The sequence below is a fragment of the Cellulosilyticum sp. genome (assembly GCF_982396655.1).
On the sequence record NZ_CEVXFV010000014.1, the window covers coordinates 1 to 13,623 of the forward strand.

The 13,623-nt window shown below is 31.9% G+C and carries 11 protein-coding genes and 1 pseudogene; 1 reads left to right on the plus strand and 11 read right to left on the minus strand.

Annotated features, from left to right (window positions below; genetic code table 11):
- Positions 1 to 215: 215 nt before the first annotated feature.
- The 6 genes and pseudogenes from AC1VAQ_RS07940 to AC1VAQ_RS07965 form a co-directional block, all read right to left on the minus strand.
- Positions 216 to 1,280 carry an MFS transporter gene (locus AC1VAQ_RS07940; protein WP_479903771.1) on the minus strand — a complete coding sequence of 355 codons (1,065 nt, stop codon included), beginning with the start codon at positions 1,278 to 1,280 and terminating at the stop codon, positions 216 to 218.
- Positions 1,281 to 1,353: 73 nt separating this feature from the next.
- Entirely contained in the window at positions 1,354 to 2,112 is a 759-nt protein-coding gene (locus AC1VAQ_RS07945; RefSeq protein WP_479903772.1) for a DUF4236 domain-containing protein, read from the minus strand.
- A 206-nt stretch (positions 2,113 to 2,318) separates the two neighbouring features.
- A complete protein-coding gene (locus AC1VAQ_RS07950) occupies positions 2,319 to 2,918 on the minus strand; it encodes a stalk domain-containing protein (RefSeq protein ID WP_479903791.1) in 600 nt (199 codons plus the stop codon).
- A 307-nt stretch (positions 2,919 to 3,225) separates the two neighbouring features.
- Positions 3,226 to 3,726 (minus strand): hypothetical protein, encoded by a 501-nt coding sequence (locus AC1VAQ_RS07955; protein ID WP_302595625.1) that lies wholly within the window; start codon positions 3,724 to 3,726, stop codon positions 3,226 to 3,228.
- A gap of 612 nt (positions 3,727 to 4,338) precedes the next feature.
- Positions 4,339 to 4,542 (minus strand): annotated as a pseudogene (locus AC1VAQ_RS07960) (DNA cytosine methyltransferase); the annotation flags it as partial.
- 22 nt (positions 4,543 to 4,564) lie between these two features.
- Positions 4,565 to 4,795 (minus strand): Fic family protein, encoded by a 231-nt coding sequence (locus AC1VAQ_RS07965; protein WP_302595626.1) that lies wholly within the window; start codon positions 4,793 to 4,795, stop codon positions 4,565 to 4,567.
- A gap of 270 nt (positions 4,796 to 5,065) precedes the next feature.
- On the opposite strand from AC1VAQ_RS07965, the gene AC1VAQ_RS07970 reads away from it, so the two are divergent.
- Positions 5,066 to 7,954: a DEAD/DEAH box helicase gene (locus tag AC1VAQ_RS07970; RefSeq protein WP_479903773.1), complete on the plus strand. Its 2,889-nt coding sequence runs from the start codon at positions 5,066 to 5,068 to the stop codon at positions 7,952 to 7,954.
- A 75-nt stretch (positions 7,955 to 8,029) separates the two neighbouring features.
- Here the strand turns inward: AC1VAQ_RS07970 and AC1VAQ_RS07975 are convergent, their stop codons facing one another.
- The 5 genes from AC1VAQ_RS07975 to AC1VAQ_RS07995 form a co-directional block, all read right to left on the minus strand.
- Positions 8,030 to 8,437: a (deoxy)nucleoside triphosphate pyrophosphohydrolase gene (locus tag AC1VAQ_RS07975; RefSeq protein WP_302595629.1), complete on the minus strand. Its 408-nt coding sequence runs from the start codon at positions 8,435 to 8,437 to the stop codon at positions 8,030 to 8,032.
- Between the two features lie 85 nt (positions 8,438 to 8,522).
- On the minus strand, positions 8,523 to 9,155 hold the full coding sequence (locus tag AC1VAQ_RS07980; RefSeq protein WP_302595632.1) for a methyltransferase type 11: 633 nt from the start codon (positions 9,153 to 9,155) through the stop codon (positions 8,523 to 8,525).
- Between the two features lie 17 nt (positions 9,156 to 9,172).
- Complete coding sequence (locus AC1VAQ_RS07985; protein ID WP_302595634.1) at positions 9,173 to 10,456, minus strand: MFS transporter; 1,284 nt, start codon at positions 10,454 to 10,456, stop codon at positions 9,173 to 9,175.
- Positions 10,446 to 11,855 carry a radical SAM protein gene (locus AC1VAQ_RS07990; RefSeq protein ID WP_479903774.1) on the minus strand — a complete coding sequence of 470 codons (1,410 nt, stop codon included), beginning with the start codon at positions 11,853 to 11,855 and terminating at the stop codon, positions 10,446 to 10,448. Before AC1VAQ_RS07990 ends, AC1VAQ_RS07985 begins: the two co-directional genes overlap by 11 nt.
- A gap of 2 nt (positions 11,856 to 11,857) precedes the next feature.
- Positions 11,858 to 13,081 (minus strand): radical SAM protein, encoded by a 1,224-nt coding sequence (locus tag AC1VAQ_RS07995; protein ID WP_479903775.1) that lies wholly within the window; start codon positions 13,079 to 13,081, stop codon positions 11,858 to 11,860.
- Positions 13,082 to 13,623 lie beyond the last annotated feature (542 nt).

A 13,623-nucleotide genomic window follows, 5' to 3' on the forward strand; every position in this document is an offset into this window, starting at 1 on the left:
CGGTGGTGTGAGAGGTCGGATAATCAATTAATGGTTATCCTCCTACTCGATTATAGTAGCGTATATTTCTTTGCCGCGGCGAGCAACGTAACTTTATACCTTATCTTTTATATTGCTTTTGTTTGCCTTCTACTTGAAGTTGCTTTCAAATATTTTCGCCGGAGGCGACGCCTTTTTTTATTTTTTACATCTACTACCCATTTAATAAATTTTAATTAACACTTTTTACATTTTCTTGGCTTACCACTTTCTGAAATCGTGCCGCTTAATATAGTTTTACTACGACTTAAGGAACTGCAGTTTCTTGAAGTATGATATACTTCTCCATTTGGTACCCAATAAACTGTTCTTTCATTAGATACACTGTTTGAATTTGTTACAGCTTCTTCTTTTACTGGTGCTACTTCTTCAACCTTAGTCTCTACTTTTGTTTCTTCTGTAACACTATCAATTTCTTCTTCTGCTTGTTTTTTGTCATCCTCTAGATTGTTTTCTACTTTTTCATCTACAGATTCTTTAGTACTTCCTTGCTCTGAACTTATTTTATCTTCAGTTGATTCTGCTGGACTACTTACTTCCACTTTATCATTTGTTTCTTCTATTTTTAAGTCTGTTTTATTTTCAGCAGCTATAATATTATTTTGTGGCGTCGAAGGCTTCTGTGTTTCATGACTTGTTACATTTTGGGTAACTTGAGTGGTTGGTTCTATTATTGCTTCTGTTGCAGCTGGCTCCCAAGGAATTAAACAAGCTATTAGAAGTGCTACGCCATAATATTTAAGAACTGTTTTTCTAGTTCTTTCTTCAAAAGGTTTTAAGGTTGGCAAGTTTTCCGGATTAATCATCCCAACTATTAATGCAATGACTAAAACGACTCTTCCTAAACCAACTAACCACTGGAAACTATCTTCAGTAATTGCTGCAAGCATGCCCAGCATCATAGCACCTAAAAAGCCTATTCCATAACAAAAGCATACTTTTTTACGATTTCTTTCTTCTTTTGGTCCCCATACAATAACTGTTTCTGGGCTAATCATTCCTATAATAAATCCAGCTAAGCAGGCTACCATACTTGTGACCGTTAAAGCTTGTGTAAAAGATATTTCCTTCGAACAGCCCATGCCTAAAGTTAACATGAGCCATGCACCCAAACCATAATATCTCATTACATTTTTTCTTGTTCTTGCTTCGCCCCATTTAATAACCCAGGTTGGTTGAGCTAACCCTATAGGTATCGCTAATAGGCACAGTATACTTAATACAACAAATAAATTTTCCATTTTCTCACCTTTATCCTCTAAACTCTTTTATCCTTTTTAAGCTTCTTCAATTTTTTCATCATTAAATTGTTCTTTATCTCTTTGAAAATGGAAAAATTAATACAGGTAATAATGATGCGATAAATGACATTGCCAATGAACAAATCATATGCTCATTATTATATGTAGTCGTTTTAAGCCTTTCTCCAATAGCCTCATGTATTTCTCTTTTTTGCTTTCTTTGTGCTTGCAGTTCATCCCATTGTCTTTGCATGACATTATCATAAACCTTTATACATACATTTACAGATTTAGTGTCTTCCATTTTGTATGTTTCAGTAATTGTAACTTCAAATTTACAGCGCTCGTTGTATGTGTCATATATATGTTCCGCAATGTCCGCTGGTAACACCCCTAAATCTAATCCATCCTTTTGTCTTACAACCATATAACCTACTTTATCTATGTACAAGAATGGTTCTATCGCTACCTTACTGTTTTTTCTTATTGCTGCAAGCACATCTTGTCTTTGAATATTAGGTGCTTTCTTACATTCAAAGGTTACACCCACTATCTTCGTATTGATGATTTCTGCAAGTTCATATGTATCTTTGTTCTGTACTTGTGCTTCGTCTGCCTTATATTGAGTATTACTTCTGCTTGCCTGTGGCTTAGATTTTGAACTATTTAAATGATGTGTATAAGATATACCATGTCCTAAATTATGTGTTACTCTCCCTCGTGAATTAATAGTCGTTCGGCCAAGCTTTACTGAAGTTGAAATTCCCTTATTGCTGATATTTAAGTTAACGCCCTTACAAATCTTGATTTTCTTTCTAACTTTAAATCCCATTTGTTCCTCCTATGATGTAATATTCTAGTGCCTTACGCCTTAATGTATTATAAATTACCCTATATTTTTCTCTAGTAATATTTTCCACATTTTATTGTGTTCAATTCTTATTTATTTAATACCAATATATAATCTTCAATACAAAAATTTTATATTAACGTACAATAAAAGGAATGTCCCAAATGGCACATTCCTAATTTTTCTACCTATTTTTTAATAATAGATGTTATACCTGCTACCGCATCATAATTTACAGTCATTCCAAAAGACTCTGCAATATATCTTGCTGGTACATAAGTACGACCATCTTGTACTGTTGGTGCTACTGTTAATTCTGTTTTTACACCATTTGCTTTAGCTGATTTTGAATTAAGTAATAAAGAAACATAACCGTTATTATAACGTGCAATAACTGCTGATGCTGCTTTATCATACTCTAATGAAATACCTAAACCATTTGCAAATGTTTTAAGTTCTACTAAACTTACACCATTTTTTACGATAGTATTGATTGCAACTATTTCCCCATTTAAATCAAAGTTTTGCTCTTTTACTGTATAGGTTGGTACAGCTGCTTGCGCTTTACTTGCTGATGAACTAGTTGATGTAGAAGATGAACTGCTACTTGGTGCAACATATCCTGAACTATATGGACATACCCCATTACTATGTAAATGTGCTGGATAGCCGCCACAGTGATAATGATAACTTCCTAATCCACTCTTATTCTTATTGTCTCTGTGTCCCCCATTGCTATCTGTTCTTCCGCTATGTGCAAAGCTAGTTACTGTCATAGCGATACTCATTGCTAAAATTATGCCTAATCTAATTGTTTCTTTAAAGTGTTTCATATTGCCTCCCATTAGTATCTTTATTCGTATATCCTGCTGTTTATTTATCTAGTTAAACAGTCAACTGCCATATTACTATATATTAGGAACAAAATCAATATTTAGTATTATTGCATAAGTAGTTCTATTTCTTATGTTAACTTTATTATCGACATTTTTGTCACTTTACTTTACTTGCTACTGTATAGACTGTATCTAATAATGCACGCTGTGTATTCTCGATTTTTTTAGATAATACGCCCACAACCTATGTTTCTTATCCTTATACCCTCACAATATACCCAAATTGGAACCGAGACTTTTCACTCACTTCTTTTAATATCTTTCCCGTACTGGCAATCTTAAAATTTTCTACCGTATCTTCTGCCGCTAATTCTGATATCTCATCAATCTTAAACCAAGTTTCACGGCACGCCAATTGCCATGCCTTAGGTGTTAATAATGGTTCAGGGGAAACAATTTTGCTACGTCCTGTAATAATCCCTAATACACGGGCCTTAACGTATAATTCATTGATGCCATCATATACTTTCCCAATGCCAAAATATATTTCTACAACTTGTCCTTCACTAATTGCTCGTAAAAATTCTTCTTTTCTTTCCTTACATATTCCTAGCGCTAAAGCACTCGTTCCAAACCAGGCATGTGTATGTAACTGTAGAAACTCTTTATAATCTCTTATAACTTGCCTGCCATTATATGCATTCTCTGAATCCTTTCCTAACTTTAAAAATATCTTCAGCGGATAAATGACTTGTTCCATCTTGCTACCTCCTCTATACTCATTTTTATTGATATTCTTATGACCTTTTTTTGCTTATGCAAAAAGCCTGAAAAATGTATTGCTACATTTCTCAGGCTCTGTTTGATACTTCTTTCAATTACCTCCCGCCGGATCTCGCACACTATCTATCGCTTAGTCTCCTTACTTCTCTTAAAAATAGTTATAGTTTCCTATTTCTAAGCAAAATGCTCCTATAAATAGCCTCCCGATGCTTTATAGTCTTTTAAGTATCAGTAAGGTTTCTTAGCAATATCTATTTTACAAAGATCAGATGAAGGGGGAGGCAAACCTTTTTTCACTTGCTAACATGTTATATTTTAAGCTTACCTATAAATTTATTATAAGTACTGCTTAAAATTTGGATTCCTACAAGTTTCTAAGGCCATCTGAATTTTAAACTTAAATTTGATTTATTTGGTGTAAATCCTTACACATTTTCCTTAATAAGCGTAGCCATCTGGCATCTTCTCGCCACCATGAGCTATGATAGTGCTCGCCTTAATGGGTTAGATATCGCACCGCTGGTTTAAAGGGTAGCCGTTTTGCATTGCTTTTTAGGTATTGGTGTTTGTCTCTACACTTATATATATGTCATAAAAAAAGCTTTTCCCTATCTAATATTCTTTTTAATTCTCTTCCCATCTTCTCAACTAAATCAACAACTAAAGCATTTCCCATACAGAAATATCTAAATTTCTGTGGCATGCCTGAGTTTGTCCAGTTGTCTGGGAAACCATTTATTCTTTTACACTCTACTGGTGTTAATACTCTTAATCTTTTTGTTTCTGGATCTTCTACAACATGTGTACTTCTATTTTTATTCTTCTATAAAATACTTTACTAGCTGCTCATAATAGTTCTGCGCTGAAAGACAAGTATCTACTAAATAACCTTTTTCATTTTTATACTCATTTAAACCGCGATAGTAAAATAACTTTTGCGATTCCTCAATAATAAATGGCATAATATTATTTCTTAAACATTCCTTAAACATAATGAGCCTTCCAACACGACCATTACCATCTTGAAAAGGATGATTTATATTCACCTACATTCTTTAAGGCCTATCTCTTTTTCTTCTTTTAACATTTCTAATAATATATTGTGCGTATTATTTTCCATTCTCTTTTTATTATTATTGCCTTTTTAGATTAATATTTTCCATAATAGCCGTGATCTTTCTGATGATCTTAATGTACATAAGATAATATTTTTATTATAACACCTTTGCCTACTAATATAATAAAATAATTTACTTATACTTCATTTCACTTTATTATTAAATTACTATTAATTATTCTAAAAAGGGAGAACTCTCGTGCAAAATTTATCATCTCATTCACCTTCTTTTCCTTGGTCTACTATGCCTACACAGCAAGAGCAGGCTTATTTAACTCACAACAAACTCATTATCAATCATGGGGAACGCAATCTATTAGATGAGCTTAAACAGTGTCTTCTAGAATGTGAACGTTTCTATATGAGTGTTGCCTTCATTAACTTTAGTGGCTTACAACTTCTACTTGATACGTTTAAATCACTAGAAGAAAAGGGGATAGAAGGTAAAATTTTAACTTCTACTTATTTAAATTTTACGCAACCGAAAGCCTTGGAGCGTCTAAAAGACTTTAGTAATATTGACCTTAAAATCTTCATTGCCACAGAGGAAATGGGCTTTCATACAAAAGCCTATATCTTCGAAAATACTGACCATTATAAAATTATCATTGGTTCCTCTAATATTACACAACGTGCACTTAAAAGTAATATTGAATGGAATGTACGTGTCATTTCTAAACATGATGACCACTTTGCTAAGGAAGTCCTTGAAGAATATCTTAAACTTTGGGAGCGTACAACCATTGTAGATGATGATTTTTTAAGGAAATATGAAGCCCTTCTTAAAGAGCTAAAAAAGGTTGAAAAGGCAAAATCGCTAAGCTTAGAAGACTATACGCTTATTAAACCTAACACCATGCAACAAAGAGCCTTGGATAGCCTGGAAAGATTACGTCATGCTGGTGAAAACAAAGCACTTGTCATTGCTGCTACTGGAACTGGGAAAACTTATATGTCTGCCTTTGATGTACTTGCCGTGAGCCCTAAACGTATGCTCTTTTTAGTACATCGTGAAGAAATTCTAAAATCAGCAGAAAAAACTTTTCAAAAGTTAGTGGCTAATAAATATATCACCACAGGAATCTTATCTGGAACACAGAAAGATTTAAATGTTAACTATCTCTTTTCAACTATTCAATCTATGTCTACCCATTACACAGATTTTACGCCAGATGCCTTTGACTATATTGTAATCGATGAAGCCCATCATGTTTCTAGTCCGACTTATCAAAAGGTCCTTCATTACTTTAAGCCTAAATTTCTCTTAGGGATGACCGCTACCCCTGAACGCTGTGATGGTGAAAATATCTTTGAAGTTTTTGACCATAATGTTGCCTTAGAAATCCGTTTGCATGAAGCTTTAGAGGCAGAACTTGTCTTACCTTTTCATTATTTCGGAGTAACAGATATTGAAGACATTGATTTAAGCGATGTACCCCTTACCCAAATAAATGAGCTTGTTAAACGCCTTAAGGTAAATGAACGTGTAGATTATATTATAGAAAAAATGAATTTTTATGGTTTTGATGGTGCGAAACGAAAGGCGATCGGTTTCTGTGCCAATATTGAACATGCACAGTATATGGCTGATGCCTTTAATAAACGTGGTATCCCTAGTATTTGTTTAACGGGAAATAATACAGTTGAAGAAAGAACTGCTGGTATCCAGCAACTTGAATCTGATGAAGACCCATTAGAAGTGATTTTTACAGTGGATATTTTTAATGAAGGTATAGATATCCCAGCTATTAACCTAATTCTTATGCTAAGACCTACTAACTCACCGATTATATTTATTCAGCAACTTGGTCGTGGACTTCGTAAATATGAAGATAAAACTTTCTTAACAGTACTCGATTTCATCGGCAACCATGCTAAAGCTTTTTTAATCGCCATTGCCCTTAATGGAAGTCGCTATTACGACAAAGATAGTCTACGTGTTGCTGTAGCTACGGAATTCGCCACTATTCCAGGCTGTAGCCATATTCAAATGGACCGCATTTCTCAAGAACGTATCTTAGAGCAGCTTAATACAGAAAACTTCAATGCGCTAAAATATCTTAAAGAGGAATATCTGGAATTTAAAATGCTTAATAGTGGACATACCCCTTATTTCTTAATGGACTACATTAAATATGAAGGTGCCCCAGATCCACTGCGATTTATAAAGAAAGAAAAAACTTACCCTGGTTTCGTTGCTAAAATGGAAAAAGAAGAACGCCTTAATTATCTTCTAGCCTATGAGCCTTTTAGTAAATTTCTTAAAGAGATTTCAGGTCAATTGCCTATCAAGAGACCTCATGAATTTGCTATACTTAAATACCTTTTAAAACATGATTTCATTACCCTTGAAATAGCTGTTCAAGAAATCTCTAAATACATGGAAACAGTAACCTTAGCCACCGTAGAACATGCCTTTCAATGCCTTAGCCGTGCTTATCATGATTCGGGTCAGCTCAAAAGTACCATTTCTGCTTTTTCTTATGAAAATGAAACTTTGACCAGAACGGCTACGCTAACGGAGCTCTTAAAAGATAAACGCTATAGCGTCTTTATTGAAGATGTTATTTACTATGGTTTAATATGTTATGAAAAGAATTTCGGCGATACCAACTACGGCTTACCTTTCTTCAAACTCTATGAACAATATAGCATGGTTGATACTGCCCTTTTATCTAACTATACCAAATGTCATAGTGCTTTCCGTGGTAGTGGTCTCTTAACGAATGGCAATGATTTCTTCCTCTTCATTGACCTTCACAAGGACGAAGGCATTAAAGAAAGCATTAACTATCAAGACCTCTTCATTGACTCTGGTCATTTTCAGTGGCAGTCACCTAACGCAACATCTACAACCTCTGAACGTGGTCAAAACATTGTACATAACAAAGAAAATAACATCCGCCTTCATCTCTTTATTCGAAAATATAAAGAACTAGATGGCATCGTTCAGCCTTATATTTATATTGGTACAGGCGATGTCATCGAATTCTATGGTGAAAAGCCAATTACAACACTTATCGCCCTGCACCACGAAGTACCTAGCGGGCTTTATACAGAATTTACACAAACAGGGACACTAAAATAAATATCTTACCTAGTCAAAAAGGTTCCAATACATTCATCACAAGAATATATTGGAACCTTCCTTTTATATTACTGATTATATTACTAATTCTTTTTGTAATTTCTCTACAATAGGAATATCTGCTGGTGCCCAGTCTAGTGTCATAAGTTCTTCTACTTTTAGCCACTTATGATCTACATGCTCTTTTCTTATAAAGTGAGGTGTATCTACCTTACAAATATAACTATGCATCTTAATCTTAAAGTCTGGATAAGTATGCTCTACTGTCATAAAGAAATCTTCTTTCCTTATTTGAACTGCTAGTGCCATCTCTTCTCTTAGTTCTCGCTCTAATGCAGCCATCTGAGTCTCCCCATCTTCAATTTTGCCTCCTGGAAATTCATATTTATAGGAAACATAATCATATTTCCCCTTATTCCTCTGCATGCAAAGTATACGATCTTCATAAATAATAATTGCTGCTACTACTTCATGTTGTTTCATATACGGCCTCTTTTCCCTAATAAACTATATTAATTCTATTATACTGGATTAGGCTTTAATATTTAAGATACTGCACTTATTTTCACTACTGATTGTAACTTGCATTTTTAAAGTCTAAACGTACTAATTCTTTCTTATTAGGCATCTCAATTCTTTCTTCATATATAAATAAGTATCCACTATTACACATATTGATTATCAGCTCTTCTTGATTAACATCATGATGTATTGTATCCAAGCAGCTAAGTGCTTCTAGATATGGTGAATCTGATACAAAGGTATTTTCATGATTAACTTGAATTACTACCGATACATAATGTGCATTCATCTTTAAAATATTCTTTAAAAAAATATCAATGCCTATGTATTCAATAAGTAAATTAGCAATAACCAACTCTACATGAGGTAAAATTATATTGTTTATATCTAGCAGATTTGCATGAATCAATTTTAGTGTATTAGATAATCCACAATATCTCTGATTACATTCACTTAAATATTTACCATTAATATCTACACCATATACTTTATCAATTTTATCGCGCTGAATATGATCCAAACCATTTCCTCCAGCTACTCCTAATATACATAATGTCTTTATATTATATCTATATATTTGATCTTTCATCATTAAATTAAGTACCTGTAACTGTTGTACTGTATTTAATTTCATATGCTTCTCATAATCTTGTAAATCAATTATCTCCCATGGATTCATATTTCACCTTCATAAACTTAATTTTCATCAGCTATTTTATCTTTAATTAAAAATTTCTTTATCATTGTAAAACATAATATTACAAATAAAAAGGCCTGTATTGCAAAAGCAACACTAACATCTATTCTCTCAATGATAATTCCACCAATTGCTAATCCTAATGCCATAGATATCATACTTCCTAATGCTTTAAATGAATATACCCTTCCTAAGAATTCACCTTTTACCTCTTTTTGCAAAATTACACCTATATTTACATTAACAATTGCAACCGAAATACCTAAAATGAAAAAGAGTACACTAAAACTAATAATGACAAATAACTCATAATTTATGTACACACTATTAATAATCAATATTATAGGTAGCATTACAAATACTGGAAGTTGTATAATAACTACATGCGTTAAGTGCTTATACATATTCTCTTTCATGTTATACCTTGAGGCTATACTAGCTCCTATAATCATTCCTACGAACATACCTATTTGAATTATGGCTACTGCTCCAATAGTCGTCTTATATATGGTATTAAATACATATGGAATGTATATAGAATATACAGATATATATATATAGTTCCAAACTAAAGCAAATACGATAATAAAAAGTATTCTATTATTCGTCATTAAATACTTAATACCATCTTTTAAACTAGTATTTTCTTGTTTTCTACTATTTGTAATAGATCTATTAGGATGTATAAACATCTCAGAAACACCAGATAAAACATAGGCCATACCAGCTATGAGAAAGATTAGTTTTATTCCAAATATCTGATATATTATTCCTCCAACTGCTAATCCTATTAGAGCTATTAAATTATCTACCATAGATAGTAATGCGTTAGCTTTCACTAATCCCCTTTCCTCCACCAATTCGGGTATTATACTCATTGATGCAGGGTTAAATAGTGCTGCACATATATTTAAAACTACTGCACATATGTACATCCATATTAACTGTCCTTCCAATTTAAATACTATAACAGCAAAAAGAAAGAGTATATAAATTCCACGTATAATATCAGCTATATATAAAACCTTTTCCTTTTTCCATCGATCTATGTATCTTCCGAAAATCATAATTGAGATGCCACACACAACATTAGCTAATACTAAATATGAACTCATTGCTGTTGCCGAATTTGTAACACTTAATATGTACCATGGTAACGCTAGATTAAATATTCCATCTCCAAGCTGAGAAACTATTTTACCAAATAATAACAGCCAAAAATTTACCCCTAAATTATAAGTACCTACCTTCTCTGGTAATTTAACTGTTTCATCACAACTCATAATAATCTAGGTCTCCTTCTATAGCAAATAATCTTTGAGTTACCCTTTTTAATAATTCACAATATTCTTCAAGTACATAATTTGCACTTCCAAAACTTTGTTCCAATGGCCCTAAGCAGAATCCTGAACAAAATCCTTCAATATCACAAGCCTTACATTTACTTGAATTATTAATACTTCTCTTAGCATATATTTGATATGTTTCATTACTTAGTAATTCTTTAATATCTCTTATATCACCAAAGTATGCTGATGAACCCTTACAAGAAAAAACTTTTCCATTTGGTTCAATGCTAAATTGGCTTCCTGTTCCTGAGCATGTCTTAAACCCTTTTTTCATAGCCATAAAATCAAGTGATGCTAGATATGTACTCATCCAATAACCTGATACTTGAATATCTTTTTCTAACCCATATTGATAAACCTCTATCAACTTGTCACTGATTTCTTCAATTGTATCTTTTGTATAGAAGCTTGGATCCAAATCAAGTACTATACCAACCTCGCTTACATTATATTCTAATGCACAATCTATAATTGAAGTATCAAAATATTCAATAGTCTGTTGTGATAAAACTGAATTAAATGCAACATGATTATTATTACTTTTTAGTATTTCTAAAGATTCTATAACCTTCTCAATACTGTTTTTCCCTGATTTCATATTCCTATCTGTTTTTTTGGGGTTATCAAAGCTAATAACTACACCAACGTTGTATCTTTTAAAATACTCAGCTATATTTTTATCAATTAAAGAACCATTTGTCACAATACTATATGAGATATCAATACCATATTGTTTCCCGTTTTCAAAATGTTCTAGAACTGCTATTATGGCTTCCTTATTAGTTAATGGCTCGCCCCCAAAAAACTGAATATGCAAGGCATCTGCATCTTCCTTTTTAATGGTATCTATTACTACTTGAATATACTCTATAGCATCAGCTGAACTCATAATCTTATTATTTATATCATGTTGATACTTTTCTCTTTCCTCAGAACAATATATTTTATTTTCAAAACAATATTTGCACTTAAAATTACAATTGTTACTTACTACTAATTGAATAGTCTTTATTTGTCTACCCGTTGATAAATTTTGTATTCTTTCATTTGTATACTTCTCTACATAATCTGTATCAACTCCATCTACAATGAGAAATCCTTTTTCACTAAATTCTTGAAAAACTTCTTCCAGTTCGCTTTCATCTATATTAAATTTTAGCTTAGAAATCAATTCCTGAGGTGAATTACATACTTTAATATCCTTCAACTTTTCAAAGATTTCTCTTATTTTTTCATCAATTGCACACGCACCACCAATTTGACTATGATAAATAACTGTATCATTTGGCCTCTCTATAAACTTCACATATTTAGATACTTGAACTTGGCTCATTCTTATTCCTCCATCTGCTCATTCATAATAAATATAGAATCAAAATCAGAATCCTGTGATCTCATTATCAACTCTTGAGTTACCTTTTTATATATATAACAAAGACTTTCATTTATCCCATACATGCTCCCCTTCTTTTCAAGTGCCCCTACACATACACCTGAGCAAAAAGCGTGTAATTCGCATGTACTACATTTTTCACCATTCATATATACCTTATTTAAATACTGTGTATATCTTTCACCCTTTAAAAGAGAATCCCAATCTTCTAGAGAACCAATTTTATATGTACAACACTTACATGCAAATATATCTCCAGAGGGTTCTACGCTTACCTTACACCCTGTTGCTGGACAGGCCTTATATCCTTTTTCAAAATATGTATAGTCCTTATTAGCTATCTGTTGATACATCTTTTCCCAATAACCAGTAACATTTAGCCCCTTTAATCTTCCATAATCATATGTATTTAATAATAGTGTAACAATATCATCTTCTGTCCAAGTATCTGTCAAAAACTCTGCATCTAAATCTAATATTAATCCCAAATTTCGAACTCCATTTTCTAAAGAAAATTCAACTAATCCTTTATAATCATAATTACCAATGGTCCACTTTGAGATAACTGAATTAAAACTTACTAAAATATTTTTTCTCTTTAAAATTTGTAATACTGGGCGAAGTATACTCGTTAAATCTTCACCATTTCTATATAAATCAAACACTCCTTTTATTAAAGGCCAATTCATTAATGGCTCACCACCAAAAAACTCAATCGATAAGACGCTATTACCATTTATTTTGATGTTATTAATCATTCTATCAATAGATTTTTGTGCAACTTCAAGTTTCATATTAGAGGGTGCATTGTAAATACTATTATCTCTTAACTTATGCTCTTCATCTAAAAAACAATATTTACAATTGAAGTTACAATAATTTGATACAATAAGTTGTAAACCAATTAAATTCCTTCCATCATTTGCTAACTTTCTATCCTCTCTTTCTTCTCTAACTACTTCATCTTCTTCATCATCCTCGACAATAAAATAGTTATCACTTAATCTTTTAATAATTTCAGGATACTTTTCTTCATATTTAGAAAAGTTATTAAGCATCTTTATGCATTTCTCATCAAACTTTGATAAGTTCCCAAATAACTTATGATACACATAATAATAGTCCCCATGCTTGCATATACTTAACTTATTACTAACCTGTCTCATTTTTCATCCCCTTATTCCTAATACATAATAAACATCTTAGAATTTAAAAATAGCAATCTTAATACAATATCCATCGTATTAAGATTGCTATAATTTAACAGTTTATATTTTATAAGCTTATTGTTTTCTAATTATTTAACAGCACCAATTGTTCCAGCAATTGTATTGTTTTTTACTGTTTTAGTTGTTTTTTTCATAATATCCCTCCTTCCTATAAATATGTAGGTTTAAATATCTTTATAAACTGTTAAATTTATTTGATTTTATTATATTTCTTTATTTTTGCCAAACTATTTAGTTAATTAAATGTGCCCGTTTAATATTACATCAATACAGCTAGATTTATACTTGATGTATTCTACTATTTAGCATTTATAATAACAGAAACATTACTATTATTACCTTAGATATTAAATATTTCATTTTGTTATATTGTAACTTCCTTGTCTCATAAGCATTTTTGTCTGCCCTCTTCATTACTTATAAAATTACAGCAATAAAATACCTTCCTTATATAGTAAACAGTTTTACCACTTCCTATA

What these genes read in the sequence shown, in the direction of transcription:
- AC1VAQ_RS07940 (WP_479903771.1), bottom strand. Translation starts at nt 1,280, where the DNA reads ATGGAAAATTTATTTGTTGTATTAAGTATACTGTGCCTATTAGCGATA.
- AC1VAQ_RS07945 (WP_479903772.1), bottom strand. Translation starts at nt 2,112, where the DNA reads ATGGGATTTAAAGTTAGAAAGAAAATCAAGATTTGTAAGGGCGTTAAC.
- AC1VAQ_RS07950 (WP_479903791.1), bottom strand. Translation starts at nt 2,918, where the DNA reads ATGAGTATCGCTATGACAGTAACTAGCTTTGCACATAGCGGAAGAACA.
- AC1VAQ_RS07955 (WP_302595625.1), bottom strand. Translation starts at nt 3,726, where the DNA reads ATGGAACAAGTCATTTATCCGCTGAAGATATTTTTAAAGTTAGGAAAG.
- AC1VAQ_RS07975 (WP_302595629.1), bottom strand. Translation starts at nt 8,437, where the DNA reads ATGAAACAACATGAAGTAGTAGCAGCAATTATTATTTATGAAGATCGT.
- AC1VAQ_RS07980 (WP_302595632.1), bottom strand. Translation starts at nt 9,155, where the DNA reads ATGAATCCATGGGAGATAATTGATTTACAAGATTATGAGAAGCATATG.
- AC1VAQ_RS07985 (WP_302595634.1), bottom strand. Translation starts at nt 10,456, where the DNA reads ATGAGTTGTGATGAAACAGTTAAATTACCAGAGAAGGTAGGTACTTAT.
- AC1VAQ_RS07990 (WP_479903774.1), bottom strand. Translation starts at nt 11,855, where the DNA reads ATGAGCCAAGTTCAAGTATCTAAATATGTGAAGTTTATAGAGAGGCCA.
- AC1VAQ_RS07995 (WP_479903775.1), bottom strand. Translation starts at nt 13,081, where the DNA reads ATGAGACAGGTTAGTAATAAGTTAAGTATATGCAAGCATGGGGACTAT.